Below are 25,761 nucleotides of genomic sequence, written 5' to 3' on the forward strand. Positions count from 1 at the left end.
ACCTTGCTATAGAGGCCGGTGGCTGAGACGTGGCCCCGCCGCATGTTGACCGATAGCGGGCCAGGCCAGCAACCGCAAAAAAAGGGGATTGGTCGTCTCAGAATTTGCAACAAAGGAGCGATACGATTTGTTGGCACCGGGCAATGCCTGCGTATCGCGTTGCCGCCTACAACTCTATCCAAGCTCAAGGATGACGCTATGTCGAACCCCCACGTTCGCCTCTCCCGCCGTATCGGTGTGCTTTGCTTGTTGCTGCTTGCGGGCATGCTGGTTTCACCGCTGAGCCCAGCAGCGCCGCAGCGGCAATACGGGCCACCCTATTCGGCCAACTCCCCGAGCGGTTCAGCCGCCTTTCCAACGGTCGGCCAAGCGGTACAGTTCATCCATGACGGGATCATGCGGCTGTGTGAAAGCGGTTCAAATGGTTGTGTCGATCCGCCTGTCATCACGGATTCTTACAGCGACGGTTTCACTGCTGCCTATGTTTATTCGAATGGGAAAGAGTGGGGGCGGGTCTATGCGAACGACAACATCCCCGGCCAAGGCTCGCCAGCTAAGAATGCGGGCAGCTGCAACACCATGTGCACTGGCGGTCTGGGCCAGCAGGGCGACAACACGGGCCCGCACGGCAGCAGCGGCGACGCGGCGCTGAAACAGGGTGGCGTGCATCGGGGCAGTTCCTTCGAAGGCGACCCGATCAATACCGCCACCGGCAACATGTTCCGCCAGGACACCGATTACGATTCTCCTACTTGGCTGACGCTGCGCCGCTTCTACAACAGCAAGACCTTCGTCACCCCGGTCGCGCTGGGCAAGCAGTGGCGCCATTCGTTCGAGCGCACCCTGGATGTCATGTTGTCCGGCATTGCCAATGGCGGCAGCCGGGTCGAGGCGCGGCGTCCCGATGGCGGCGTGGAACGGTTCCGCCTGAGCAACGGGGTATGGACGACGGACCCGGACATGCCCGACATCCTGACCGAGCGCCGGGATGGTGCCGGCCTGTTGCTGGGCTTTGCGTTGGATGTGAGGGCCACGCAGCAGACGGAGATCTACGACAGCAAGGGCCTGTTGCGCTCTGTGTTCGACCGCATGGGCCAGACCGTGCTGACCCTGGACTACAGCGATCCGCCGACGGTGCCCGGCACCAAGACCCCACCCAACCTACTGCAGCGGGTGACCGACGCGGGTGGCCGCTCGCTGGGCTTCGCTTACGACAGCAATAGCCGCCTGAGCACGGTCACTTTGCCCGACGGCGGCACGCTGACCTACGGCTACGACACCACCGGCAACCTGACATCCGTTCAATATCCGGATGGCAAGACCCGCCAATACGTCTACAACGAGCAAACGCTCACCTCCAAGGCCAATCTGCCCACGGCACTGACGGGGGTGATCGACGAGAAGGGCGTGCGTTTCGAAAGCACGGGCTACGCCGCCAATGGCAAGGCAATCTCTTCCAGCTTTGCTGGCAACGTCGATGCAACATCGGTCGAATACGCGGCCTCGACCCAGAACTGGGGCATCCCTGCCACGGTCACCTCGCCCTTGGGCACCAGGGTATTCCTGGGCTTTACCGATAGCGGCTATGGCGCGTTGAAGCCAACCGGCGCCAGTGTGGTGTGCGGCGAGCAGTGCAACCAGCCGTGGAAGTCGCTGACCTACGACGCTAATGGCTATCCTGCGTCGACGACCGACTTCAAGGGCGCCATCACCAAGACCACCTACGCGGCTGGCGGCCTGCTCACCCAGCAGATCGATGCTTCGGGCACCGCGCAGCAGCGCACGACCAACACTACCTGGAACGCCAGCCTACGCGTGCCGCTGACCCGAACCGTGCTCGATGCTGCCGGCGCTACGGCGGCCAAGACGGCATGGACCTACAACGCGCGCGGCCAGCAGACGGCACGCTGCGAGGTTGACCCAGCCGTGTCCGCGGCCATGAGTTACAGCTGCGGGAGCGCGGCCAACGCGCCAGCCGGTGTGCGCCAGTGGCTCACCAGCTATTGCGATGCCGTCGACGGCACGCAGTGCCCGCAGATTGGTCTGGTGCTGAGCCAGGACGGCCCGCGCACCGACGTGGCCGACATCACCACTTACCGCTACCACCTGACCGCCGACGAATCCGGCTGCGCCAGTGCCGGCGGCGCCTGCCATCGGGCAGGGGACCTGTATCAGGTGGTCGATGCGCTGGGCCGGGCCACGACCTATGTGGCTTACGACCGCAACGGCCGTCCGACGCGCACCCAGGAAGCCAATGGCCTGATTCGCGACCTCACCTACACGCCGCGCGGCTGGGCGGCATCCAGCACGCTGCGCGCGAACGCCGACGGCACGCCGTCGGACCAGGATCAGACCACGCTCGTCGCCTACGATGCCGTGGGCAGCGTCAGCAAGGTCACCGACCCCGATGGCACCTTTGTCGCCTACGGCTACGATGCCGCGCATCGCCTGACCGACGTGACCGATGGCGCCGGCAACAGCATCCACTACACGTTGGATGCCTCCGGCAACCGGGCCAAGGAAGACACCAAGGACGCGTCCGGCGCGCTCAAGCACACGCTGTCGCGGATCTACAACAAGCTCGGCCAGCTGGCCACCCAGGCCACCGCCGAGGCGGATCCCACCGATTTCACCTACGACAGCAACGGCAACGTCCAGCTTGTCACCGATGCCCTCAAGCGCAAAACGCAGAACGACTACGACCCGCTGAACCGGGTCAAGCAGGCCCTGCAGGACGTTGGCGGCATCGCTGCGAAGACCCAGTTCGAATACGACGCCCTGGACCGCACCACCAAGGTCACCGACCCAAAGGGCCTGGCGACGAGCTACCAATACAACGGGTTTGGCGACGTGCTGAAGCTGACCAGCCCCGACACCGGCGTGACCAGCTACACCTATAACAGCGGCGGCAACCTGGCCACCCGGACCGACGCGCGCGGCACCAAGACCAACTACGTCTACGACGTGCTCGGCCGCCTGGCCAAGGCGACGTATGCGGACCAGGCGCTGATCGCAAGCTATACCTACGACGCCAGCCAGAACGTCTGTGCGGCCGGTGAAACCTTCGCGCTGGGGCGCCTGAGCAAACTGCAGGACGGCAGCGGCCTGACCCAGTATTGCTACGACCGCTTCGGGCGCGTGGTGCGCAAGGTGCAGACCACCAACGGCAAGGCGCTGACCGTGCGCTACGCCTACACCAAGGGTGGCCGCCTGAGCCGGATGACCTATCCGGACGGCGCGGTGGTGGACTATGTGCGCGACGCGTTGGGCCAAGCCACGGAAGTTGGGGTGACCGTAGCCGGCGGCACGCGACAGAAACTGCTGGGCGGTGCCACCTACTACCCGTTCGGCCCCAGCGCCGGCTGGTCCTACGGCAACGGCCGGCCGCTGCAGCGCGTGCTCGACCAGGACTACCGTCCGCTGGCGATCCAGGACAACCGCAGCGACGGCCTCAACATCGGCTTTGCCTTCGACCCGGTCGGAAACCTTACCGCGCTGACCGCACCGGGCAACACGGCGCCTGTGATCAGTCTGGGCTACGACACGCTGGGCCGGCTGACCGCGTTCAAGGATGGCCCGACCGGCATGGTGATCGACGGCTACAGCTACGACGCCACCGGCAACCGGCTCAGCGCCCAGGTCAACGGCAGCACCCAGACCTACAGCTACCCGACCGACAGCCACCGCTTGGCGGGCGTGGCCGGCGCCGCGCGCACCTACGATGCGGCGGGCAACACCACAGCCATCGATGGGACGGCACGTGAGTTCGCCTACGACGCGACTGGGCGCATGAGTCAGGCCAAGCGAGGCGGCACGCTGGCGATGGAATATCGCTACAACGACCGCGGCGAGCAGGTGCGCCGCTTCCTGGGCACGACCAACACTTACGCGGTCTACGACGAAGCCGGCCATTGGCTGGGCGACTACGACAACACCGGCGCACCACTCCAGCAGACGATCTGGCTGGACGACCTGCCGGTGGGCGTGCTGGCCGGCACCGCCTTGAACTACGTGCAGCCGGACCACCTAGGCGCACCGCGGACGGTCATCGACCCGGTGCGCGACGTGGCGATCTGGAAGTGGGACCTCAAGGGCGAGGCGTTCGGCAACTCGCCGCCGGACCAGGACGCGGATCGCGATGGCACGGCGTTCGTGTTCGGCATGCGCTTCCCGGGGCAGCGCTACGACAGCGCGACGGGGCTCAACCAGAACTATTTCCGGGACTACGACCCCGGCACTGGGCGGTATTCGCAAAGCGATCTAATCGGGCTGAGTGGAGGCAGCAGCACGTATGCCTACGTGCAGAGTGGTCCTATGGGCTCGGTAGACTATTATGGTCTAGAGACGGCGGTAATATTGTCGGGGTCTGCGCCAGGAAATCCTTTCGGGCATATAGCTGTCGCGGTGACTGGCCGTGGCATCTACAGCCGAGGAACTAGCCATGACTGGGGGTCAAGCTTTGATAAATACATGTCAGACCAGCTTGGCGATAGATTTGTGGAGGTAATCACTCTTAAAACTACGCAGAAACAAGAGATGGAACTGATTGAAAAAATCAAAAGCGATTCAAAAAGCCCGTATCATGTGTTCTCCAGTAATTGCGCAACGACAGTTGAAGCCGGGCTAAGTAGCATTGGTATCGATGCTGGCGACTCCATACTTCCAGGCGGCACATTCATGAATTTGTTGGGCAGCGATGCCAAGAGTGGCTATTACCTCATACCCAAGGGTGGCAGGATTCCTGCTGCTCTCTCAAGTTATAATCCGGGTCGTTAGTATAAGGGTGGAGAGTGAAGGTGAAAATAATTTCATTGTCGGTCTTTGTTTTTGCCATATTGATGAATGGAGTCGGCTGCTCTGTCAGCGAAAAGGCTGTGTATGGAAACTTGCAAGCGCTTGACCTCCAATATGCGGAAAACAAAAATGGCCTGCTTGTCGCGAAGATTGAGGGTGAAAGTGCTGTGCGTTTCCTAGTGGGGGGTGAGCGTGTTTGGTGGGCATTGAACAAATTGAGTAAAGAAAAAGAAATTTACTCGTTCCCAGCAAGTGGACTGATCCCCACTTGCCACGCGATTGATAAACTGAAGGAGAGCGTGCGCCTGGATGGGGATTTCGAGAAAAAAGCCTATTCGACTTGCAAGAAGTGAAGGCTATGCAACGCAATCTCAGGATTAAGACTGACACGGTCGAAGCTGGTACTAGGTAGTCCAAAAGGCCGCCCCGTCGAGATCGTCAGGGCGGCCTCACTTTGAGGTGCTCGATGCCGCACCGTATTGCGCTTCTGTTGTCACTCATCATCTCCCCTTGTGCTCAATCGGCGACCAAACCCGCCGCACCGCTTTCTCACACGTACGACCAAATGCTCAGCGAGTTCGCGAACCGGAGCATGTCTACAAGCGAACGCTACCAGCGCCTTCTGACGCATTACGCAAATGCGCGGATGACAATCGCCAAGCCTGCCGAAGCCTCGATCCAGGACTTGCACTCCGCCTTTTCCATGGGTGAGGCGATGCTTACGGCGGCCCATGGCTATAGCGCGCCGAATGCACGGCGCTATGTCGCCGACATGGCGGCGCTTTTCGATGAGCTTGCGCGGCGAGGCGGCACGACGCTGGAACAACGGAATTCCATGCTTGGGAGCTACCTGTCGGCTTGGGATTTCGACGCTGCGAAGGCATTGGCTACCACCGAAACGCATATCAAACCGAGCCGTATTGGGACGTTTACCCAAGTCGGCACGATCGAGGCCTCCGCACCTGCCCTGGTCTCGTTCTCGGAAGATGGAAGCGCCCGTTTGGCCGCCTACCAGTTCCCAAAAGGGCCGCTGCTAGTGGTTTCTGCGGGTTGCCATATTGCGCGCCGCGCAGCCGATGCGGTGGCCGCTGATCCGTCGCTGAGCGCTGCATTGAAAAGCATCGACGTCCTTTGGCTGTCGCCTGCCTCGTCTGCGCTGGACCCAGCCGCTATCTCGGAATGGAACCGCCGATTTCCAGATGCCGAGATGCGCGTTGCGTATGACAACGCGAAATGGCCCGGGGTCGATTTTGCCCGGCTTCCGTCCTTCCACGTCTTCGTGGACGGAAAGTTGGTGACCACGTTGAACGGATGGGGAGACGACAAGGGTGCCATCAATCAACTGTGGAAAGCCCTTGCAACGGCGGGGATTGAGCGGAAGCCGAGCAACTAGATTCGATCTGAATCGGCTTTGATGTCCATTCTCAAATGGTGTCGCTCGTCAGCGGCAGGCAGGAGTGCCTAACACGCTCAGTCCGCCGCCGGCATGACGATGAAGGTTCCCGGCGCAGGAAGCTTGCGCTCGTCGATCCAGTCCGCGGTCACGTCGAACAGGTGCGCGGGGTAGGTCTTCGCTTCGCCGTTGGGCGTGGCGATGATGGTTTCGATCAGGCCGTGGTCGGCGTTCGGGAACACGACCACGGCGAGATCGCGCCGGCGTTGCTGCAGTTGCCGGAGCAGTGCCTGGGTGACGGCGTTCGGCGCCTGGCGGTCGCGGCCGCCGAGCAGCCAGAGCTGGCGCGGGGCGATCGTCTCGATCACCGGCAGCGGTTCGTAGTCGAAGGTGAGGCCTTGCGCGAGCGCGGGGCCGTTGGCCTGGATGTCGGCGCTGGAGAGCGTCAGGAACAAGCCGGTGTAGGAGCGCGGTTGGATGGCGTTGTGCCACGGCGCGTCGGCGTGCCTGGCCTTGAACGTATCCAGCGCCGCGAACCCCTCGCGCATGTTCGAGCGCACGATGCGTGCGGTGATGTCGGTCAGTTCCCTGGCCTGGGCCACGGCGGCGTCGTCGAATCCCGCGCGCCGCACTTGCTGTTCCACCAGCTCGCGGTCCTGCGCGATGGGCCCTTCCGCCATCGCGAAGGCGGGCACCACGAAGTCCAGCGGGACCAGGGTGGCGGTCAGCGGCGCCACCCAGCCGCCCTGGCTGCCGCCGATTACCCCGACCCGCCGCACGCGCGGCGCGAGCCGGCGGACTTCCTCGACCGCGGCCGCGGTGTCGCGTGCGCGCGCATGGAAATCCGAGGACGGGGCGCCGGAGGAGGCGCCGGTCCCGCGCTTGTCGTAGACGAAGACCGCCACGCCCCTGCGCGCCAGTTCGTATTGCCACACGTTGTCGTCGGTGCTGGGGTCGTTGTTCGACCCTTCGATCCACACGGCGGCCGCCGTAGCGCGGCCGCCGACCGGCAGTACGAGCTTGCCGTGCAGCGCGATGCCGTCGCTGCGGAAGGTGGTCTCCTGCTCGACCAGGCGCAGGCGGGTGCCGGTCGCGGTCGCCTCGCCCTGGGTCAGTTGCAGCGTGCCGGTGCGGCAGGGGGCGAAACGGACGTACACGGCGTCGGCGCCGTAGCCGCCGCTGGCGTCCAGGCGCAAGGAGCCGAAGCGGCCGTTCGACAGGGTGTAGTGGAGTTCGCGCTGTTTCCCGCCGTCGCCGGTGATGGTCACCGACTGCCCCGCCGGCAGGGCGTACACACCGAGCAGGCAGCGCAGGTCGGCGTCCAGGCGCGTGTGCGGCATGGCATCCAGTGGCGGCGCGGGCGCGGGCGTGGACAGCGCCGCGCCGAGGAGTGCGGCCGTGATGAGTCCCAGCATGGTCGCGCCTTGTCGTATCGAAACCGCATCCTCGCAGGCATGGTCGCCGCCGGCACAGTGCCGAAGGTCCGGAGGACGGTCGGGCGCGTTGGGTCTTCGCCAGGCAATGCGGCGGGGCGCATCGCGTATGGGTGGCGGGCGGCTACTTTCTGCTACGCATCTGTCTTATGCCGGATATTTCGGCGGCCAACTCGCTCCGTCACGATGAGTGAGCGGCGGCTGCCACCTTGCTGCGCAGACCTAGCCGAGCGTCAAGCGCATAGCGTCCGCCACCGCGCGCGGCGATGTACAGCGCAAGAGCGCCCATCAGGACCGGAAACTCGATGCCGCGGTCCAGCCAGGGCCAGGTCGGCCCCAGTGCGTAGCTGATCGCGGCCATCTGCAGGACGAGCAGCAGTGCGACCAGCCTGGTGCCGAGCCCGATCGCCAGCATCAGCGCACCGCCCGTCTCCAACAGCATGACCAGAAACGCCAGCTGCGGCGCGAAGGGGAGGCCCAACACGTTCTGGATAAGGCCGATCGATCCGGCCATCGGGTCCTGCATCGATCCATGCGGAATGCGCAGCGCCTTCGGCAGGCCGTGGGTGAAAAGGACTGCGGCGAAGACGATGCGCAGCAGGGCGTAGAGAGCGGGTTCGAGGAGCGCAACGCGTGCGCCCGCGGCGGACCAGGCGACGCGCGGCGGCGATGGGGTGCGGGCGGTCATCGGGACCCCTTGAGGGAATGTGTGAGCGCTGGTGCGACGTCATGCTGCCAAGGACGGGTGGCGCACGTTGGCTGGACTTCGTCATCGTGGTTTTGGGCAGCAAGGTCGGCGGCTGGCGTGCATGACCCGCCACCACCTTTCCGCATCCGATGGCGTCACTTGCCCATCGGTGGAAGTCCCATCTTCTCCAGCGTCAGCGTCTCGTCGGCGCGGCCCCAGCCGCCGTCCGCGACTTCTTCGACGAGGACCATGCTGAAAGGACGCACGTCTTCGCCGAAGTACTCGACGAACATCGCCGTGGTGCGGTGGATGATCTCTTCCTTGCGGGCGTGGTCCAGGATTCCTTCCGGAAACTTGTAGTTGGCGAATGGCATGGTGATGCTCCGTTGGTGGTGAAACAGGATTGGAAAAAAGCCGTGTGGGTTGCAGCGACGGCACTGCACCTGATCTCGCCAGGCGCGTTGCTGATGCGCTGGACGCAAGCGTCAACCGGCCGCGGCCGACGTCGCGGCTGGCGCCAGCAAATCGCCCAACTCGATGCGGCGCAGGAACTCCGCACGGATGCGATCGGCCACTGCCGCGACCACTGTGCAGCCATCGTCGGAAGGATCGACATGCACGCGGAACGGGCGGCGGCCGTAGGGCGCATCGACAACGTCGACGACTGCGCGCGCGACGCTGGCGGGGTCGGCATCGGGCGGCTCGCATGCGGCGAGGTTCTTCAGCGCGGTGTCGGCCAGGCCGCGGGTGGGGCCTGCGTCATAGGCGTGTTGGCGCGCGTCGTCCGCGGGCTTGCCGGCATGGGCGAAGTGGTTGGTGCCCTGGGTGAACGCACCGGGCACGACGATGGAGCTCTCGATGCCCCAGCGCGCCAGTTCCGCGGCGTAGCTGACCGCCAGCGCGTCCATCGCCGCCTTGGCCGCGAAGTAGGGCGCCAGGAACGGCGGCGTGCCGCCGCGGTGGCTGCTGCTGCCGATCCACAGCAGCAGGCCTTTGCCTTGCGCGCGCAGCTGCGGCAGCGCGGCGCGGTTGACCCGCTGCGCACCGAGCACGTTGACGTCGTAGAGGTGCGCGAACTGCTCGGGGGTGAACGCCTCGGCGGCGCCGAACGCCATGTGTCCGGCGTTGTGCAGCAGCACGTCGATGCGCCCTCGCTCGGCGACGATGCGCGCGATGGCCGCGTCGGCGGAAGCTTGCGATTGCACGTCCAGCTCGATCGTGTGCAACTGCACGCCGTGCTCGGTTGCGTAGGCCTTCGCGCGCTCCACTTGCGGCGCGTTGCGCCCGCCGGTGTCGCGCATGCTGGCGTAGACGATGTGGCCGGCGTCGGCGAGCGCGCGGGCGCTCATCGCGCCGAAGCCGCTGGAGGCGCCGGTGACCAGGATCACTTGGCTCATGGGGGGAGTTCCTCGAACGGGGAGCGCATGCGGCGGCTCAGGCGAAGCCGCCGTTCGCGCGCAGGACCTGGGCGTTGACCCAGCCGCCGTCGGGGCCGGCCAGGAACGCCACCACGGCGGCGATGTCGTCGGGCGTGCCCAGCCGTTCCAGCGGGGCCAGCTTGGCGCTCTGCTCGATCTGTTCGGGGCTCTTGCCGTTGAGGAACAGCTCGGTGCCGACCGGCCCGGGCGCGACCGCATTGACCGTGATGCCCTTGCCGCGCAGCTCGTTGGCGAGCACGCGCACCAGCCCTTCGACGCCGGCCTTGGAGGCGATGTAGGGGCCGTAGCCCGGGAACGCCTTGGCGATGACGCTGGTCGACAGGGCGATGATGCGGCCGCCTTCGCCGAGCTGCGCGGCGGCCTGGCCCAGCACCAGGAACGTGCCACGCAGGTTGGTGGCGATCACCCGGTCGAAGTCGGCCAGGCTGTCCGCGGCGATCCGCGCCATCGGCATGATGCCGGCGCTGTTGACCACGACGTCGATGCGGCCAAAGGCCTGGCGCGCGGCGTCGAACAGCGCGGCGACGTCCTCGGGGTTGCCGACGTCGCCCCGGACGGCGATGGCCTTGCCGCCGGCCGCCGCGATGGCAGCCACGGTGTCCTGCGCCTTGGCGGCGTTGCCGGCGTAGTTGACGACGACCGCGAAGCCGTCGGCGGCCAGGCGCTGGGCGATGGCCTGGCCGATGCCGCGCGAGGCGCCGGTGACGATGGCGGTCTTGGATGCATTCGTATGCATGGCGTGCTCCAGAGAAGAGGGGCGGACTGCCCGTGGAGCACCATTCTTCCGGTTGACGCCATTGGGATAAATCCTGCTAAGTTGCCAACTCAATTCAACGACAGACAACAATCGGGCCATGGACCGCTTCGACTCGCTGCACCTGTTCACCCGCATCGTGGAGCTGGGCAGCTTCAGCCAGGCCGCGGCGGCGTTGGACATTCCCCGCGCCACCGCCACCTACGCGATCAAGGCGCTGGAAGCCCGGCTCGGCACCCGCCTGCTGGACCGCACCACGCGCACCGTGCGCCCGACCCTGGACGGCCAGGCGTTCTACGCGCGCTGCGTGCACGTACTCAGCGAACTGGACGACGCCGAAGCCTCGTTGCGCCAGGTCGCGTCCAATCCGCGCGGCGTCCTGCGCGTGGACATGCACGGCACGCACGCGACGCGGATCGTGTTGCCGCGCATCGACCAATTCCGCGCGCGCTATCCCGGCATCGAGCTGGTCGTCAGCAGCGGCGACCGGCTGGTCGATCTGGTCCGCGAAGGCGTGGATTGCGTGATCCGCGCAGGCACCCCGCGCGACTCCTCGCTGGTGGCGCGGCGGTTGGCGATCATGCCCCAGGTGGTCTGCGCCAGCCCGGACTATCTCGCCCGCTTCGGCACGCCCCGCCATCCCGACGACCTTGCCGCGCATCAGGTGGTGAAGTTCTTTTCCAGCGGCGGCGCCACCGACAACACCCTGGACCTGCGCGTCGGCGGCCAAGTGCGTGCGTTCGCGCTCGACGGGTGGATGTCGGTCAACGATGCCGAGAACAACGTCATCTGCGCGCTGCGCGGCTGCGGCTTGATCCAGCTGCCGCGCTTCCATGTCGAAGACGAGTTGCGGGACGGACGCCTGGTCGAAGTGCTGGCCGACTGGCCGAGTCCGGACTTCCCGCTGTCGGCGATGTATCCGCAGCACCGCCAGCTGTCGCCGCGGGTTCGCGTGTTCGTCGATTGGCTGAGCAAGCTGTACGCAGAGAAGTTCGGACATCCGGGGGAGTGAATTATGAAACGCTGGGCTCTCGGAAGAGTGCTTGAGATGCGCTGCTGTGTAGTGCTGTCGAAAACGCGGCGCAATTTTCGTAGACTTTCGAGAAAGGGAAACGAAGTGCAAATGGGCCCGATACGCTCGATGGACCCCGGTGTGATGCGCCTTCCCGTCATCTCCGCAGCTCCACTACCTGAAATCTCACACGTCTGTAGCGCCGCCCCGTGCGGTTGATATCGCTTCCCGCGAGATCAAGGGCTAACAAAAGGGCACCAATGCAAGGACGCGAAACGTCATCTGCCGGATGGGGCGAGTTGCTGGTCGTCGTGGCGATCGCGTTCGGGCTCCCCATCTACTGGAGCTTTTCGGCGGTGCTGGCGGCCGAGGTCGATGCGTCTTTCTCGGAAACCAGCCTGTGGTCGATGGTCTTCTACGAGCTGCTGGTCATGGCGGTGCTTGGTCCGGCGCTGTGGCTGCGTGGATGGAGTGCGCAGGCATTGGGTCTCCATTGGCAGAGGCGGGACATCTGGCAAGCACTGGGACTGCTGATCGTATGCATCGCGGCGTGCTATCCCCTGAGCTTGCTCGGGGCGTTCATGGCCGAGGGCGTGAATCCCTCCATGGATGCCATGGTCGCCAGCAACCTGTCGCTGGCCGCGATCGTGGCGATCTCGTTGGTCAATCCCGTTTTCGAGGAAGTGTTCGTCTGCGCGTATGTGATACGCGCGTTGGAGCGACGGCATAGCCGCGCGTTCGCGGTGAACGTCAGTACGGCGATCCGGGCCTCGTATCACTTGTACCAAGGCCCCATCGGCGCAATTTCATTGGTCGTGGTGGGGCTGATCCTCGGATGGTGGTTCGCACGCACAGGCCGGCTCTGGCCCGCGATCATCGCCCACGGCTTGATGGACCTGCTCGCGCTGATGGTTTATGCCTAGCGCGCAGGCAGGAAGCGCACGACGACGTAGCACCGGCGATTGATGGTCTGTGGAGTCTGCGCCGCTATCGGTTTGAATGGTAGCTGCCACCTGTGCTTACTGCGGCCCTCCATGCACAAGGCAGCAGCGCCCGTTCTCCAGGTCGAGTACCGCATCCAACGCCTGTCGCAAGCGGCAAGTGGTTGCGCTGGGCTCGGGACGAGTTGGTCGCCAAGCCCGTGCAGGGTGCAGCAGAACGAAGGCCAGTGCCGTGGCCTAGTAGCGGTAGGACACCGTGAAGCTAGCGGTGCGCGGGATGTCCGGCCAGACTTCGAAGGTGCTGAAGGCGTGGGTGTAGCCGCGCTTGTCGGCCACGTTGTCGACGCGCATGCCCATCGTGAGCTGGCGGCTGATCTCGTAGTTCATCGACAGGTCCATGCGCCAGTACGACGGCAGTTCGAAACTGCCCTCCACGTCGCCGGTGCGGGTGCCGGTGTAGGTGGAGGACGCACCGAGGCGCAGGCCGCTCAGGACGCCCTCGCTGAAGCGGTAGTCGCTCTGCAGCACGAAGCTGTGCCTGGGCACGTTGCGGATGGGCGCGCCGACCAGGGTGGCGTTGGTGTCTTCCACCGTCTTGGCGCGCGTGTAGGCGTAGCCGGTCTGCACGGTCCAGCCCTGCATGCCCAGCCGCGCGGAGAGGTCGACGCCTTCCGAGCGCTGCTTGCCGATGGCGGCGAGCGAGCTGGGATTGTCGCGATCGGAGACCGCCACGTGCTCGCGTTCGAGCCGGAACAACGCGCCCGTCGCCACCAGCCGCCCATTCCAGAACGAGGACTTTGCGCCGACTTCGTACTGCACGCCGGTTTCCGGCTCCAGCGGCGTGCCGCTCGCGGTCAGCCCGGACACCGGCAGGAACGAGGTGGTGCGATTGGCGAACAGGGCCAGGTTCTCGCGCGGCGTGTAGAGCAGACCCAATTGGCTGGTCCAGGCGTCCTGCTTCTGCGTGAAGCTGCCGCTGCCGCCGCGGCCCGACAGCGAGGCGGTGTCCTGCCGATACGTGGACCAACGCGCGCCCACCACCGCCCGCAACGTGTCGGTCAGGCCGATGCGGTCCTGCGCGAACAGGCCGAGGGTGCGGATGGCTTCCTCGCTGGTGCTGCTGCGCGAGGGGAGCGGGACGACCTCGGGCCTACGGTCGAACTGGTAGACCGGCGCGTAGAGGTCCAGGCTGTCGGCCAGCCCGGTGGTGCTGGCGTTGTGGCGTTTGAAGCGCGTGTAATCGCCGCCCGCCACGAACTCGTGGGTGATCGCGCCGGTGCTGGTCTGCCAGGCGAGGTCGTTGTGGGCCGACCATGCTTCGCCGCGGCTCTGTCCATCGAGCACCGCGCGGGTCAGCGTGCGTTGCGGCTCGTCCCAGCCGAGCACGCCGAAGATGTTCTCTTCGTCGACCTCTTCCCGCGTCCACGAGACCGCGGCGCGGTAGCGGACGCTATCGCTGAAGCGATGCTCCAGGCGCGCGCTGACGTCGGTATTGCTGCGCACGGACGGATCGAAGGTGGGATCGACCAGGCTGAGCGAACGCGGCAGCGGGCCGTTCGGGTTCTTCAGCACAGTGCCTTCGGCCGGCACGCCGTTGAAGAAGCCTTCGATGCGGTTGCGGGTGTGGAACGCCTCCAGCGTCACGGTGGTGCGCTCGCCCAGATCGACGGCCAGCGACGGCGCGATGAACTGGTGCTGCCGGTTCCAGAAATCCACGAACGACTTGCTGTCGTCGAAGGCGCCGGTGACGCGGAAGCGCACGGCGCCGTCGGCGGACAGCGGACCGGTGAGATCCACGGTGGCGCGCCAGTCGTCGAAACGCGCGTACTTCACCGCGCCCTCGAAGCCCCAGACGCTTTCCGGCTGCTTGGTGACGATGTTGACCACGGCGCCCGGCTGCAACTGCCCGTACAGGACCGAGGCCGGTCCCTTGAGCACTTCGATGCGTTCGATGGCGACTGCGTCGCGCGCCTGGCGCAAGGCGTTGGCGGTCATGCCGTTGACGGTCTGGTTGGCCGCGAAGCCGCGGATCAGGTAGGTGTCGCCGAACGCATCGAGCGTGGAGCCGTCGCGCGAGGCGCCCGGCACGAAGCGCAGCGCATCGCCTACGGTTTCGCTTCCGGTCGCCTCGATCATGGCGCGATCGATCACGTCCACGGTCTGCGGAATCTGCAGCGTCGTGTCGCTGGTCACGCGGCCGTAGACGGAGATCTGGTCCAGCGTGACCGGATCGGTTCCCGCGTCCTGTGCGGCCGCCGACTGGCTCGCCAGGCCCAATGCAAACGCGATGGCCAGGGGCAGGCGGTTGGGACGGGGACGCAAGAACATGGTCGATTCCGGAATGAGATTTAATCTCATATGGTAGCTGAATGGGGAGGCCGCGCATCTTGGGGGGCCGCTTGGCGGCTGCCAGGAGCGCGGCCCGAGCCGCCGGCGCAAGCTGTTCGGTACACCGCAGGATTCTCGTGGGGAGGCCGTGGTGTTGCTCCCGCGAGCGCGCGCCGCCCGCGTAAGCCAGTCGTGTAAGCTCGCGTTTTTCCCTGGGGGAGGGGCGCCATGGTCAGGATGCTTGCGGCTTTGTTGTGCGTGCTGGCGCTGCCGGCGTCGGCCCAGTCGGCCTACAAATGCAAGGATCCCAAGCTCGGGACGGTGTACCAGTCCGTGCCCTGCGCGAACGGCACCGAGCAGAAGCGATGGGAGACCGCGGCGTCCGCTGCGCCTGCCGGCGGCCAAGGCCCGCAACGGGCATCGCAACCGCCTGCCGGCCAGAACGGCCAACAGGCGCCTTCCGGCAGCGGCCAGGAACCCAGCTTCGGCGCGAGCCTGATCAGTTCGGTGCGCGCGCCGGGTCCGGAAGCCTGCACGCGCGCCAGGCACGTGCGCGACGGCGCCCGCACCGACCCGGCCATGAAAGACGACCGCGACTTCATGCAGGCGGTCGAGAAAGCCGTGACCCAAGCCTGCAAGTGAATCGGCGGCGCCGCGCCGCGGCAGCGACGGTGTGCGCTGCCGGTCTGGAGCGGCAGCGAGCGTCATGGGCGGCTGCAATCCGCTTCAAGGACCCAACATCGGCGCGCACGGCCGCGATCCCGGCCGAAGGCGCGCGGACAATCGCGAGTAGCTCCTCAACGTGCGCAGCAATCCACGCCGCTGCGGCCGACGCGAGAGCCGTGACATCCCAGGCGGAAACGCGGTTCCGCTCGGACAAGTGCTGCACATGAGTCCCGGTACCGCTAGGACGATGCCGTCTGCCGCGCGATGGAATGCGGCAAAGTCCTGAAGCGTGTGGCCGATACCATCACGAGCGGCGGCATCGCGGCGATCTGGCGGCGCAGGCAGCGCCGATCAGCACGGCGCGGCCTGGCCGGTCGCATAGCGCAGGCCCTGCCGCAGCTGCGCCAGGAAATTCGGGTCGGCGTACACCGCCGCGTCGTGGCCCAGGCCGGTGTACCAGGCACGGCCGCCGTCGAAGCCGTGGCACCAGGCGATGGGGTGGTCCGCGCCCATGCTGCCGCCTTCGTACAGGCGTTCGTCCACGGTGGCGATGACCTGCAACTGGGCGCGCGGGTTGCTGCGGTAGTCGTAGATCTCGTCGCGGATCGGCCAGGACGCGCCGTCGGGGCGGCCGTCGCGCTCGGGTTGCACGCGGGTGGATTGCAGTCCGGGTGGATGGCCCTTGAACCACGCGCCGACCAGGCGCCCGTACCACGGCCAGGTGTAGCCGGTGTCGGCGGCCGAGTGCACACCGACGAAGCCGCCGCCGTTGCGCACGAAGCCCTCGAACGCGCGCTGCTGCGCCGGGTCGAGGATCTCGCCGGTGGTGCTGGCGAAGACCACCACGCGGTAGCGGGCCAGGTTGGCTGCGGTGAAGTCGTTCGCGTCCTCGCTGTGGTCGGCGACCAAGCCCTCTTCGCTCGCCAGCTGGCGCAGCGTCGCTACCGCGGTGGGAATCGACTCGTGACGGAAGCCGGCGGTCTTGCTGAAGATCAGCATGCGTTCCGGCGTCGGCGTCGGCGCGGCGGCGGCGACGACGCCGGCGAGCAGGGTGACGAGCGGGAAGGCGAGCGGGTGCATGATGGGATTCTGCCTCGGATGCCGGCCGGCGGGGAGCGGGATCGCGGATGGGACCGGCGTGCGCCTTGCCCAAGATTACACGCGCGTCGCGCCGGCGTGCGCCGCAGCCGAAGGCGCTTTCGTGCATGCAGCGCCGGAACGCCGATCGCGGAGAGTTCCGGCGCACTGGCTGGCGGTGCGCAAGATGAAGCAGAATTCCTCTCCCTTCCCGAGCTTGGAAACGCGATGTCAGGACGATGCAAGTGGGCCGCGATGCTGCTGTGCATGGCCGCGTTCGGCGCCGCGGCGGCCGCGCCGGCGCCGGCCGAGTACGGCACCAAGGACGGTTGGGGAAGCCTGCAGATCAGCGGGCAGGGCGGCGTCCGCCAGTTCGAGATCGAGGCGGTGGGCGCCAACGGCCATACCTGCGCGCTGTCGGGGACGCTGCGCGGCGAGATCGCCGAGGCCACCGATGGCAGCGACACGCCGTGCCGCGTGTCGTTCAAGCGCACGCCTGGCGGGTTCGAGGTGACGCCCCTGACCGAGGACAGCTGCCGCGACTATTGCGGCGCGCGCGCCGGCTTCGACGGCGAGTACCTGGCGTTGCCGCCGGGCTGCACCGCGGCGGCGAGCGGCAAGCGGCGCGCGGCGTATCTGGCCGACTATCGCGGCAAGCGTTATGCGGCCGCGCTGGCGGGCATGGACGCATTCGGCAAGGAGTGCGGCACGTTCTTCAACTGGCTGGAGCGCGACCGCTTCGCCAACGATCGCGCCATCGCCCTGCTGCGCCTGGGCCGTCCGAAGGACTGCCTGGCCGCGCTGGACAGCACCATCGCCGGCGCCAGTCGCGACGAGGATTCGCTGCAGCAGGAACTGGACAAGAACGGCAGCATGCTGCCGCCAAGCGATTGGGACAGCTATCTGCCGATCGCCAAGTCCACCTGGTTCAACCGCAAGCTGTGCGAGGCGGCAAAGTAGCCTCGGCTATCCGTCGCGGCGAACGAAGCGCCTCCACTCGCCCCTGTAGGAGCGGCTTCAGCCGCGACAGAAACCTAGGGCGACCTTAGCAGCCGAAGCCCCCTGCAATGTCTTCCCGACGCTACCGCAAGCTGTTGTAGGCGCGCCTCCGCAGCTTTCGCACTCACGCACCGGCCGCCAGCATCAACCACTTCCGCGTCAGCCTGGCGGCGTGTTTGGTGCATGGCCGGCAACCAGCGCCGACGCCACGATCGCATGCACCTGCCGCGCCAGCGCCTTGCGGTCCGCGTCGTGGCCGATCGCGATCGGCGCATGGAAGGTCACCCGGACCACGGCGCCCGAGAGGCGCAGGAAGCGTGCGACGTGGGTGCCGGCCTGCATCGTGCCGTAGAACGCGTAGGCGTCGCGCTCGCCGCCGTGCGCCAGGCTGCGGCCGTCGACGGACAGCAGGTCCAGGGTGAACGGTTGCAGCGTCCATGGCCGGGCGTCGGCATCGCCGCCCAGGAACAGCGAGAACAGGCTCGACTTGAACGGGGCCACGCGCTCGCCGGAGGAAGTGGTGCCTTCGGCGAACAGCACCACGTCGTGGTCGGGGCGAATCTGCGCGGCGACGGCCGCGGCCACGTGGGCGGCGTCGGTCCGGCGGCGGCTGATGAACACGGTCTGCGCCAGCGCGCCGAGATGCCGCATCCCCGGCCAGCGCTCCATGTCGTTCTTGGCGATGAAGCGTGCGTGCAGCAGGCTGCCCAGCACCACGATGTCGAAATGCGAGAGATGGTTGCCGACGAACAGCGTGCCGCCGCCGCTGCGCGGGACGCCGACGCGCTCGACACGGATGCCCAGCAGCGTGCGCAGGCAGGCGAACCACAGCCGCGGCAGCACGAAGGCGCCGCGTCCGCGGGTGAAGCGCATCAGCAGCCATTGCGGCGGCAGTAGAATTACGCTGATGAACGCGAAGATGACGAGCCTGGCGACGCTGCGCACGCTGGCGAGAAGGGAGCGCGACGCTGGCCGCGGTTGGGCAGGAGGCATGGCGTGGAGGGGCGTGGGCGGCGCTGGAAGCAGGGCGCAGTTTACCCCGCGATCCCGCTGCCGCCGTTGGCCAGGCAGCGCCGCGTCCCTCTGGCAGTGGACGCCAGGCCCTGAGGTAAACTACGCGGACTTGACGACGCGCAAGCCGTGTTCCATCGCCAGCCCCAGTCGTGAGAATCCGCACAGGCCGCCTGCCTGTGGCTCACTTCATCCCAGGGGCTTTCCCATGTCCGTTTTCCATCTTCGCGGCGCTGCCGTGCGCCTGAGCGTGTTGTCGGTCGGCCTGTCCATCGCGCTGTCGGCCGCGGCGCAGGCGGACGCCGGTGCCGATCCGACCACGCTGGACGCGATCAACGTCAAGGCCGAACGCGAACGGTCGTACACGGTCGAGCAGACCGCGGCGGCGACGCGCCTGTCGCTGACGCCGCAGCAGACGCCGCAGTCGATCAGCGTGGTCACCGCGCAGCGGATCGAAGACCAGCACCTGACCTCGGTGCGCGATGTGCTCGACAACGTCACCGGCGTGTCGTCCAACGCCTACGACACCGAGCGCGTGCTGTTCTATGCGCGCGGATTTCCGGTGGAGAACATGGCCTACGACGGCGTGCCGGTGGCGCCCGGGCTGAATTCCGGATCGGCCGACGCCAGCCTGGACACCGCCATCTATGAGCGCATCGAAGTGTTGCGCGGGGCCAGCGGCCTGCTCACCGGCGCGGGCAGCCCGTCGGCGACGATCAACTTCGTGCGCAAGCGCGCCGACAGTCGCACGCTGCAGGCCGAGACATCGCTGAGCGCGGGGTCGTGGGACACCTGGCGCGGCACCGCCGATGTCGCCGCGCCGCTGGCGGCCGACGGCAGCGTGCGCGGGCGGGTGGTCGGCGCCTACGAGCAGGGCGATTCCTACCTGGACCGCTACAGCAAGGAGAAGACCGTGCTGTACGGCGTGGTCGATGCCGATCTCGGCGCCGCCACCACGCTGAGCGTGGGCTACGACTACCAGAAGAACCGGCCGCAGGGCGTGACCTGGGGCACCTACCCGGTGTTCTACGACGACGGCAGTTTCCTGGAATGGCCGCGCGGTTTCAGCAGCGCCGCGGACTGGACCTTCTGGAACACCACCACCGCCACCGCCTTCGCCGACCTCAAGCACACGTTCGGCAATGGTTGGTCGCTGCGCGCGCTGGCCAGCCACCGCGCCACCGACGGCGACATGGCGCTGTTCTACGTCTACGGGTTCCCGAACCGCGTCACCGGTGAGACCGTGGAGCCGTCCGCCTACCGCAGCCGCGACCGCGGCCTGCAGAACATGGTGGACGTGTACGCGTCCGGGCCGTTCCGCGCATGGGGCCGCGAGCACGAGCTGGTGCTGGGCTTGAGCGGTTCGCGCTACAGCAAGCGCTCGTGGGTGAACGCCACCGAGGCGCTGGCGCCGGTCGGCGATTTCCTGCAGTGGGACGGCCGCTATCCGTTTCCGCAGTTCGCCGCCGATGCCGACAAGGCCACCGACATCCGCACCGACCAGCAGGGCGCCTACGCCGCCGCGCGCCTGTCGCTGGCCGAGCCGTTGACGCTGATCGCCGGCGCCCGCTACAGCCGCTGGAAGAACGACACCGACGACCTCTACAGCGGCGTGTTCCGCCACGACCACCGCAAGACCGTGCCCTATGCGGGGCTGGTCTATGCGATCACCCCGGTATATTCGGCGTTCGTCAGCTACACCGAGATCTTCGATCCGCAGGACAACCGCCGTCGCGACGGCAGCTTCCTCGATCCGGTGCTCGGTAGCAGCCGCGAGATCGGGATCAAGGGCCGCCATTTCGACGGCCGCCTCAACACCGCGCTGGTGCTGTTCGACACCCGCCAGGACAACGTGGCCGAGGCCGAGGTCGGGCAGACCCTGCCCGACGGCCTGACCCAGGCCTACGTGGCGGTGGACGGCACGCGCTCGCGCGGCTTCGAGCTGGAAGCGTCGGGCGAACTGAGCGAAGACTGGAGCGCGTCGTTCGGTTGGTCGCATTTCGAACTGGAAGGCCCGGACGGCGCCGACCTGCGCACCGCGCTGCCGCGCACGCTGGTGCGCGTGTTCACCACCTATCGGCTGCCCGGCGCATGGAACCGGCTCACCGTGGGCGGCGGCGCCAACTGGCAGTCCGCCAGCCATGCCGCGGTGGACGGCCCCAACGGCCCGCAGCGCGTGGATCAGGCCTCGGTGACCTTGCTCGGCGCGATGGCGCGCTACGACATCAACGCGCAGGCCGCGCTGCAGTTCAACGCGAGCAACCTGCTGGATCGCAAGTACTTCGTGCTGGACGAGTACAGCAACCTGTACTACGCCGCCGGGCGCAGCGCGACGCTGAGCTTCAGCTACAGGTTCTGAGCCGCCGCCGCGCTGCGGCGTCGTCGCAGCGCGGCATGCAGCGGCATGCGCGAACCGCATGCCGCGGTGGCGGCGCAGCGGTCGTCGCGCGTCGTCGCTTGCCCCTTATTTCTTCAATTCCAGCACCGGCACGAAGCCGCCGTAGATCATGCGCTTGCCGTCGAACGGCATCGGGTTGACCGCCGGATCCATGCGCGGGTCCTCCATCATCTTCTTCATGCCGGCATCGCGGGTGGCTTTGTCCGGCCACTCGATCCACGAGAACACCACCGTCTCGTCGTCCTTGGCCTCCACCGCGCGGAAGAAATCGGTCTGCTGGCCGTGCGGCACATCGTCGCCCCAGCATTCGAGCACGCGCAGCGCGCCGTGCTCGATGAACACCGAATCGACGCGGGCGTGTTCCAGGAACTTCTCCTTGTTGGCGGTGGGCACCGCCAGTACGAAACCATCGACATACGACATGGGAACCTCCGGGGTTCGGCGCGCCGGGATGGGCGCCTTGCTGGATACGACGTGCGAGAGGGCGGGAAATCGACAAGCGATGCCGCGGTGGCGATGGTGTCTGCCGCGGCACTGGGTCCGTATGAACCCGTTCGATACGCGCCGCAGCGAACGCGCCTGCCAGCGTCGCCTCTGCGGCGGATGCAGCGCGTCAGCCCTGGCGGGCGCTATCCGGGCAGGACGCGGCCTGCTTCAGCGAGTAGGACTGCAGGATCCAGCGATGGTCCTGGCCGTCGTCGATGACGTAGTTCCAGGTTTGCAGGTGGCCCTGCGCGCACGACGCGATGCCGATGGTGTCGCCGGGCATGCCGGTCGCGGGCAGGGGCACGGGTTGCGGGATCGGGCCGGTCGTCATCGGCCTGGTCGTGCTGTAGGCCAGGGTGATGGTGCCGAGCCGCTCGGGATCGCCCTTGGGCTGGCCGTCCATGGCGGTCAGGTGCTGTGCCAGCCAGTCGTGGATCTGGCGCCATTGCGGCGTTCCCGGCGCATGGCGGGTCCTGGTCGCGATCTGCAGCGTGTCCTGCGGGGTGTCGGCATTGCCGGCCGGCGCGATCAGCGGCAGCGCCGCCAGGATCAGCGCGCCCGCCGCCAGCGCGTTCTTCCAGCGTGGGAGCGGTGGCTGCTTGCGCTGGGACTGCACGTCCTGCGATCCCTGGTGCAGGCCCCGCCCGTGCCACGTTCCACTGTTCGTTCGCATCCGTCCTGCTCCTTGCTCGCTGCCGGCCGATCGAAAAATACCACTGCCCATGGCGGTTGGCATCCTGCCGCTGGCCGCCCGACGCGGGATGGCGATGCTTTGTCTACGCTGCCGCGCAGCATGCGGGCGGCTGCGCGGCGCGCTCACTTGGCGGCGGCGAGCGAGGCCTGCAGGGCGGTGGCCAGGGCGGCGTCGCCGCTGACCAGCTCGCTCCAGCGTAACGCCAGGCCCTTGCGACGGCCTTTTTCGGTGAGTTTCAGGCCGTCCGGGTCGATGGTCAGCGTGTAGGTCGTGCCGTCGATTTCCAGTTCCCGGGGCAATGGTTTGTCGAGTGGGGTCATGCGGCGCTCCCGGTTTTCACGATGCGCCGAGCCTAGCTTGGGCAAGGTGATGGTCGGTTCTGCAATGGCGCACGCGATGAAGACGCTCAAGATCGCCACCTACAACGTCAACGGCATCCGCAGCCGCCTGCCGCAGTTGCTGGAGTGGCTGCGGCGCGAGGCGCCGGACATCGTCGGGCTGCAGGAGCTCAAGAGCGTGGATGCGGGCTTCCCGGTCGACGAAATCCATGCCGCCGGCTACGGCGCGCTGTGGCTGGGGCAGTCGGCATGGAACGGGGTGGCGATCCTGGCCAAGGGCAGCGATCCGGTGGAAAGCCGGCGCGGCCTGCCGGGCGATGCGCGCGATACGCAGAGCCGCTATCTGGAGGCGATGGCGCATGGGGTGCTGGTCGGCTGCCTGTACCTGCCCAACGGCAATCCGCGTCCGGGGCCGAAGTTCGACTACAAGCTGGACTGGTTCGCGCGGCTGCAGCGGCATGCGCAACAACTGGTCGCGCTGCCGCATCCGGTGGCCTTGATCGGCGACTTCAACGTGGTGCCGACCGACGAGGACATCTACGATCCCAAGTCGTGGCGGCGCGACGCGCTGCTGCAGCCGGAGAGCCGCCAGGCCTATGCGGAACTGCTCGCGCAGGGCTGGACCGACAGTCTGCGCAAGGTGCATGGCGATGCGCGGATCTACACGTTCTGGGACTATTTCCGCCAGCACTGGCAACGCAACGCTGGGCTGCGTATCGATCACCTGCTGCTGAATCCGCCGCTGGCCGCGCGCCTGCGCGACGCCGGCGTGGACCGCTGGCTACGCGACCTGCCGCATGCCAGCGATCATGCGCCGACCTGGGTCACGCTGAAGGCGCTGGCGCAGCGCGACGACGCTGCCACGGCGGGCGCCGATGCGACAAGCCGCTCGGCGAAAACCGGCAGGATCGCGAAGGCCGTGAAGCCCGCGAAGTCGGGCGAGTCAACGCAGCCCGGCAAGTCGGCGCGGTCTGCGAAAGCGAGGAAAACGGCCGGGCCGAGCGCATCGAGCAAGCCGACGAAAACGGCCAGCGCGACCAGGGCAGGTGGAGCTGCCGAGTCGACCAAGACAACCCGGGCGACCAAGGCGACCAAGGCGGCCAAGGCAACAAAACCGACAAAACCGCCCAAGCCAGTGCAGCCGCCCAAGCCCGCCAACGCCGTCAAGCCCGCCGCGCCGACCAGGGCGGCGAAGAAACCGGCCAAGGCCGCCAAGCGAACCAGGCCGGCCAAGCCTTCCTGACCCGCATTGCATGCGCGTGCGCAAATCGGCATCGCATGGCGGGCGCGCCGCAGTCGTGCCTATACTCGAGCGTCGCCGCCGCGCGCTGTACGCCGCGTGCGCCAGGTTGTCCCGGATGTTCCTACGCCAGCTGCCGGAGTCGCCATCATGAGCCTGCTCGTCGTCGCGCTGTTGATCGGGATCGTCGCGGGCCTGCGCGCCATGACTGCGCCGGCGGTGGTCAGTTGGGCCGCCAGCCTGGGCGTGCTGCCGCTGGTCGGGACGCCGCTGGCGTTCCTGGGCTGGCGCTTCACACCGTGGATCGTGTCGCTGCTGGCCATCGGCGAACTCGTCACCGATCAGTTGCCGGGCACGCCCAGCCGCAAGGTGCCGGTGCAGTTCGGCACGCGCATCGCGATGGGCGGGCTGTGCGGCGCGGCGGTGGGCATGGCGGGCGGATTGTGGGTGGCGGCGATGGTCGCCGGCGCGCTGGGCGCGGTGCTCGGCACGCTCGGCGGCGCGGCCGCGCGTGCGGCGATGGCACGGCGCTTCGGTCGCGACCTGCCGGCCGCGCTGCTCGAGGATGCGGCGGCGATCGCGCTGGGCGTGCTGGCGATGGCGCTGCTGCGATGAGCCGCGCGTTCGACGCGATCGTGGTCGGCGCCGGCCAGGCCGGTCCGTCGTTGGCGGCGCGCCTGGTCGCGGCCGGCATGCAGGTGGCGCTGGTCGAGCGGCAGCTGGTCGGCGGGACCTGCGTCAACACCGGCTGCATGCCGACCAAGACTCTGGTCGCCAGTGCGCGCGTGGCGCACCTGGCGCGGCGCGCGGCCGACTACGGCGTGCAGCTGCAGGGCGACGTCGGCATCGACATCGCGCGGGTGATGGCGCGCGCGCATGCGGTGACGCACAGCGCGCGCGACAACCTGGAGCAGTGGCTGGGCGGCATGCATGGGTTGACCCTGTTGCGCGGCCATGCCCGCTTCGAGGCGCCGCAGCGGCTGCGCGTGGGCGAGGAGTCCATCACCGCGCCGAAGATCTTCCTCAACGTCGGCGGCCGCGCGCACGTGCCGGCGCTGCCCGGCGTGGACCAGATCGCCTACCTGACCAACACCTCGATCCTGCAGTTGCAGGAAGTGCCGCGGCACCTGACGGTGATCGGCGGCAGCTACATCGGCCTGGAATTCGCGCAGATCTTCCGCCGCCTCGGCGCGCAGGTGACCGTGGTCGAGCAACAGCCGCGGCTGATCGCGCGCGAGGACGAGGACGTGTCCGCCTGCATCCGCACGGTGCTGGAAGGCGAGGGCGTGGCGGTGCGGACCGGCGCGCAGTGCATCGCGTTCGCGCCGCATGCGCAGGGCGTGGCGGTGCAGGTGGATTGCCGCGAGGGCGCGCCGGAAGTGGTCGCCAGCCATGTGCTGCTGGCGATGGGGCGGCAGCCCAATACCGACGACCTGGGCCTGGACCGCGCCGGCATCGCCACCGACGCGCGCGGCTACATCCAGGTGGACGAGCAACTGGCGAACAGCGCCACCGGCGTGTGGGCGCTGGGCGACTGCAACGGCCGCGGCGCGTTCACCCACACCGCGTACAACGACTACGAGATCGTCGCCGCCAACCTGCTCGACGGCGGCCAGCGCCGCGTCTCGCAGCGCGTGCCCGGCTACGCGCTGTACACCGATCCGCCGCTGGGCCGGGTCGGCATGACCGAGGCGCAGGCGCGCGCCAGCGGCCGCCCGCTGCTGTTCGCCAAGCGGCCGATGACCCAGGTCGGGCGCGCGCGAGAGAACGGCGAGACCGCCGGCTTCATGAAACTGGTGGCCGACGCGCAGACCCACCGCATCCTCGGCGCGGCGATCCTCGGCATCAACGGCGACGAGGCCATCCATGGCGTGCTCGACCTGATCAATGCCGAGCAGCCGTTCGAGACGCTGCAATGGGCGGTGCCGATCCATCCGACCGTGTCGGAACTGTGGCCGAGCGTGGTCGGCGCGCTGCGCGCAGAGGCTGAGGGCGGCTAGCGCCGTCGAGAAAAAATGTAGGAGCGGCTTCAGCCGCGAGCGGGCGTTACCGGTAACGCCCGCTCGCGGC

General features: G+C 67.4%; 22 protein-coding genes. 11 read left to right on the forward strand and 11 right to left on the reverse strand.

The genetic code is table 11. The features are described 5' to 3' along the window. The first annotated feature begins 198 nt into the window (after nt 1-198). The 3 genes from VDQ83_RS12605 (at nt 199) to VDQ83_RS12615 (ending at nt 6,187) form a co-directional block, all read left to right on the forward strand. The gene (locus VDQ83_RS12605; RefSeq protein WP_455435199.1) at nt 199-4,776 is read left to right on the forward strand and encodes an RHS repeat-associated core domain-containing protein; all 4,578 of its coding nucleotides are present in this window, start codon (nt 199-201) and stop codon (nt 4,774-4,776) included. Between the two features lie 14 nt (nt 4,777-4,790). After that, entirely contained in the window at nt 4,791-5,147 is a 357-nt protein-coding gene (locus tag VDQ83_RS12610; RefSeq protein ID WP_455435200.1) for a hypothetical protein, read from the forward strand. A 113-nt stretch (nt 5,148-5,260) separates the two neighbouring features. Further along, nucleotides 5,261-6,187: a hypothetical protein gene (locus VDQ83_RS12615; protein WP_455435201.1), complete on the forward strand. Its 927-nt coding sequence runs from the start codon at nt 5,261-5,263 to the stop codon at nt 6,185-6,187. A 77-nt stretch (nt 6,188-6,264) separates the two neighbouring features. Here the strand turns inward: VDQ83_RS12615 and VDQ83_RS12620 are convergent, their stop codons facing one another. The 5 genes from VDQ83_RS12620 to VDQ83_RS12640 form a co-directional block, all read right to left on the reverse strand. Continuing rightward, complete coding sequence (locus tag VDQ83_RS12620) at nt 6,265-7,602, reverse strand: alpha/beta hydrolase family protein (RefSeq protein ID WP_455435202.1); 1,338 nt, start codon at nt 7,600-7,602, stop codon at nt 6,265-6,267. A 199-nt stretch (nt 7,603-7,801) separates the two neighbouring features. Beyond that, complete coding sequence (locus VDQ83_RS12625) at nt 7,802-8,308, reverse strand: DoxX family protein (protein WP_455435203.1); 507 nt, start codon at nt 8,306-8,308, stop codon at nt 7,802-7,804. A gap of 155 nt (nt 8,309-8,463) precedes the next feature. Next, the gene (locus VDQ83_RS12630; RefSeq protein WP_455435204.1) at nt 8,464-8,682 is read right to left on the reverse strand and encodes a tautomerase family protein; all 219 of its coding nucleotides are present in this window, start codon (nt 8,680-8,682) and stop codon (nt 8,464-8,466) included. Between the two features lie 111 nt (nt 8,683-8,793). Then, nucleotides 8,794-9,705 (reverse strand): SDR family NAD(P)-dependent oxidoreductase, encoded by a 912-nt coding sequence (locus VDQ83_RS12635; protein ID WP_455435205.1) that lies wholly within the window; start codon nt 9,703-9,705, stop codon nt 8,794-8,796. 37 nt (nt 9,706-9,742) lie between these two features. Next, on the reverse strand, nt 9,743-10,483 hold the full coding sequence (locus tag VDQ83_RS12640) for an SDR family oxidoreductase (protein WP_455435206.1): 741 nt from the start codon (nt 10,481-10,483) through the stop codon (nt 9,743-9,745). A 118-nt stretch (nt 10,484-10,601) separates the two neighbouring features. On the opposite strand from VDQ83_RS12640, the gene VDQ83_RS12645 reads away from it, so the two are divergent. Further along, nucleotides 10,602-11,513, forward strand: a complete 912-nt coding sequence (locus VDQ83_RS12645; protein WP_455435207.1) for a LysR substrate-binding domain-containing protein — start codon at nt 10,602-10,604, stop codon at nt 11,511-11,513. 299 nt (nt 11,514-11,812) lie between these two features. Next, nucleotides 11,813-12,436, forward strand: coding sequence for a CPBP family intramembrane glutamic endopeptidase (locus VDQ83_RS12650; RefSeq protein WP_455435208.1), 624 nt, complete (start codon nt 11,813-11,815; stop codon nt 12,434-12,436). Nucleotides 12,437-12,691: 255 nt separating this feature from the next. Here VDQ83_RS12650 and VDQ83_RS12655 read toward each other — a convergent pair whose 3' ends face one another. After that, nucleotides 12,692-14,782 carry a TonB-dependent siderophore receptor gene (locus VDQ83_RS12655; RefSeq protein WP_455435209.1) on the reverse strand — a complete coding sequence of 697 codons (2,091 nt, stop codon included), beginning with the start codon at nt 14,780-14,782 and terminating at the stop codon, nt 12,692-12,694. A gap of 258 nt (nt 14,783-15,040) precedes the next feature. Here VDQ83_RS12655 and VDQ83_RS12660 point away from each other — a divergent pair, with 258 nt between their 5' ends. Further along, a complete protein-coding gene (locus VDQ83_RS12660) occupies nt 15,041-15,424 on the forward strand; it encodes a DUF4124 domain-containing protein (protein ID WP_455435210.1) in 384 nt (127 codons plus the stop codon). Nucleotides 15,425-15,799: 375 nt separating this feature from the next. Here VDQ83_RS12660 and VDQ83_RS12665 read toward each other — a convergent pair whose 3' ends face one another. After that, nucleotides 15,800-16,528 carry a ThuA domain-containing protein gene (locus VDQ83_RS12665; RefSeq protein WP_455435211.1) on the reverse strand — a complete coding sequence of 243 codons (729 nt, stop codon included), beginning with the start codon at nt 16,526-16,528 and terminating at the stop codon, nt 15,800-15,802. A gap of 252 nt (nt 16,529-16,780) precedes the next feature. Here VDQ83_RS12665 and VDQ83_RS12670 point away from each other — a divergent pair, with 252 nt between their 5' ends. Continuing rightward, nucleotides 16,781-17,485: a hypothetical protein gene (locus tag VDQ83_RS12670; RefSeq protein WP_455435221.1), complete on the forward strand. Its 705-nt coding sequence runs from the start codon at nt 16,781-16,783 to the stop codon at nt 17,483-17,485. A gap of 198 nt (nt 17,486-17,683) precedes the next feature. Here VDQ83_RS12670 and VDQ83_RS12675 read toward each other — a convergent pair whose 3' ends face one another. Further along, on the reverse strand, nt 17,684-18,517 hold the full coding sequence (locus VDQ83_RS12675) for a lysophospholipid acyltransferase family protein (RefSeq protein ID WP_455435212.1): 834 nt from the start codon (nt 18,515-18,517) through the stop codon (nt 17,684-17,686). A gap of 226 nt (nt 18,518-18,743) precedes the next feature. Between VDQ83_RS12675 and VDQ83_RS12680 the strand changes: the two genes are divergently transcribed. Beyond that, the gene (locus VDQ83_RS12680; RefSeq protein ID WP_455435213.1) at nt 18,744-20,894 is read left to right on the forward strand and encodes a TonB-dependent siderophore receptor; all 2,151 of its coding nucleotides are present in this window, start codon (nt 18,744-18,746) and stop codon (nt 20,892-20,894) included. Nucleotides 20,895-20,999: 105 nt separating this feature from the next. Here VDQ83_RS12680 and VDQ83_RS12685 read toward each other — a convergent pair whose 3' ends face one another. The 3 genes from VDQ83_RS12685 to VDQ83_RS12695 all read right to left on the reverse strand — a co-directional run bounded on the left by VDQ83_RS12685 (nt 21,000) and on the right by VDQ83_RS12695 (nt 22,433). Further along, the gene (locus VDQ83_RS12685; protein WP_263396808.1) at nt 21,000-21,356 is read right to left on the reverse strand and encodes a DUF1428 domain-containing protein; all 357 of its coding nucleotides are present in this window, start codon (nt 21,354-21,356) and stop codon (nt 21,000-21,002) included. A gap of 190 nt (nt 21,357-21,546) precedes the next feature. Beyond that, a complete protein-coding gene (locus VDQ83_RS12690; protein ID WP_455435214.1) occupies nt 21,547-22,035 on the reverse strand; it encodes a hypothetical protein in 489 nt (162 codons plus the stop codon). Between the two features lie 200 nt (nt 22,036-22,235). Then, the gene (locus VDQ83_RS12695; protein ID WP_455435222.1) at nt 22,236-22,433 is read right to left on the reverse strand and encodes a hypothetical protein; all 198 of its coding nucleotides are present in this window, start codon (nt 22,431-22,433) and stop codon (nt 22,236-22,238) included. Nucleotides 22,434-22,509: 76 nt separating this feature from the next. Between VDQ83_RS12695 and VDQ83_RS12700 the strand changes: the two genes are divergently transcribed. The 3 genes from VDQ83_RS12700 to VDQ83_RS12710 all read left to right on the forward strand — a co-directional run bounded on the left by VDQ83_RS12700 (nt 22,510) and on the right by VDQ83_RS12710 (nt 25,691). Further along, complete coding sequence (locus VDQ83_RS12700) at nt 22,510-23,694, forward strand: exodeoxyribonuclease III (protein ID WP_455435215.1); 1,185 nt, start codon at nt 22,510-22,512, stop codon at nt 23,692-23,694. A 147-nt stretch (nt 23,695-23,841) separates the two neighbouring features. Continuing rightward, nucleotides 23,842-24,306 (forward strand): DUF4126 domain-containing protein, encoded by a 465-nt coding sequence (locus VDQ83_RS12705; protein WP_455435216.1) that lies wholly within the window; start codon nt 23,842-23,844, stop codon nt 24,304-24,306. Then, on the forward strand, nt 24,303-25,691 hold the full coding sequence (locus VDQ83_RS12710) for an FAD-containing oxidoreductase (protein ID WP_455435217.1): 1,389 nt from the start codon (nt 24,303-24,305) through the stop codon (nt 25,689-25,691). The genes VDQ83_RS12705 and VDQ83_RS12710 overlap by 4 nt, the downstream gene beginning before the upstream one ends. The last annotated feature ends 70 nt before the right edge of the window (nt 25,692-25,761 follow it).

This window comes from Xanthomonas sp. WHRI 7945, from assembly GCF_035026585.1.

Coding starts and splice junctions, on each gene's coding strand:
- VDQ83_RS12620 (WP_455435202.1), bottom strand. CDS start 7,602: ATGCTGGGACTCATCACGGCCGCACTCCTCGGCGCGGCGCTGTCCACG.
- VDQ83_RS12605 (WP_455435199.1), top strand. CDS start 199: ATGTCGAACCCCCACGTTCGCCTCTCCCGCCGTATCGGTGTGCTTTGC.
- VDQ83_RS12645 (WP_455435207.1), top strand. CDS start 10,602: ATGGACCGCTTCGACTCGCTGCACCTGTTCACCCGCATCGTGGAGCTG.
- VDQ83_RS12685 (WP_263396808.1), bottom strand. CDS start 21,356: ATGTCGTATGTCGATGGTTTCGTACTGGCGGTGCCCACCGCCAACAAG.
- VDQ83_RS12615 (WP_455435201.1), top strand. CDS start 5,261: ATGCCGCACCGTATTGCGCTTCTGTTGTCACTCATCATCTCCCCTTGT.
- VDQ83_RS12670 (WP_455435221.1), top strand. CDS start 16,781: ATGCTGCTGTGCATGGCCGCGTTCGGCGCCGCGGCGGCCGCGCCGGCG.
- VDQ83_RS12705 (WP_455435216.1), top strand. CDS start 23,842: ATGAGCCTGCTCGTCGTCGCGCTGTTGATCGGGATCGTCGCGGGCCTG.
- VDQ83_RS12640 (WP_455435206.1), bottom strand. CDS start 10,483: ATGCATACGAATGCATCCAAGACCGCCATCGTCACCGGCGCCTCGCGC.
- VDQ83_RS12635 (WP_455435205.1), bottom strand. CDS start 9,705: ATGAGCCAAGTGATCCTGGTCACCGGCGCCTCCAGCGGCTTCGGCGCG.
- VDQ83_RS12680 (WP_455435213.1), top strand. CDS start 18,744: ATGTCCGTTTTCCATCTTCGCGGCGCTGCCGTGCGCCTGAGCGTGTTG.
- VDQ83_RS12710 (WP_455435217.1), top strand. CDS start 24,303: ATGAGCCGCGCGTTCGACGCGATCGTGGTCGGCGCCGGCCAGGCCGGT.
- VDQ83_RS12625 (WP_455435203.1), bottom strand. CDS start 8,308: ATGACCGCCCGCACCCCATCGCCGCCGCGCGTCGCCTGGTCCGCCGCG.
- VDQ83_RS12655 (WP_455435209.1), bottom strand. CDS start 14,782: ATGTTCTTGCGTCCCCGTCCCAACCGCCTGCCCCTGGCCATCGCGTTT.
- VDQ83_RS12695 (WP_455435222.1), bottom strand. CDS start 22,433: ATGACCCCACTCGACAAACCATTGCCCCGGGAACTGGAAATCGACGGC.
- VDQ83_RS12700 (WP_455435215.1), top strand. CDS start 22,510: ATGAAGACGCTCAAGATCGCCACCTACAACGTCAACGGCATCCGCAGC.
- VDQ83_RS12665 (WP_455435211.1), bottom strand. CDS start 16,528: ATGCACCCGCTCGCCTTCCCGCTCGTCACCCTGCTCGCCGGCGTCGTC.
- VDQ83_RS12675 (WP_455435212.1), bottom strand. CDS start 18,517: ATGCCTCCTGCCCAACCGCGGCCAGCGTCGCGCTCCCTTCTCGCCAGC.
- VDQ83_RS12630 (WP_455435204.1), bottom strand. CDS start 8,682: ATGCCATTCGCCAACTACAAGTTTCCGGAAGGAATCCTGGACCACGCC.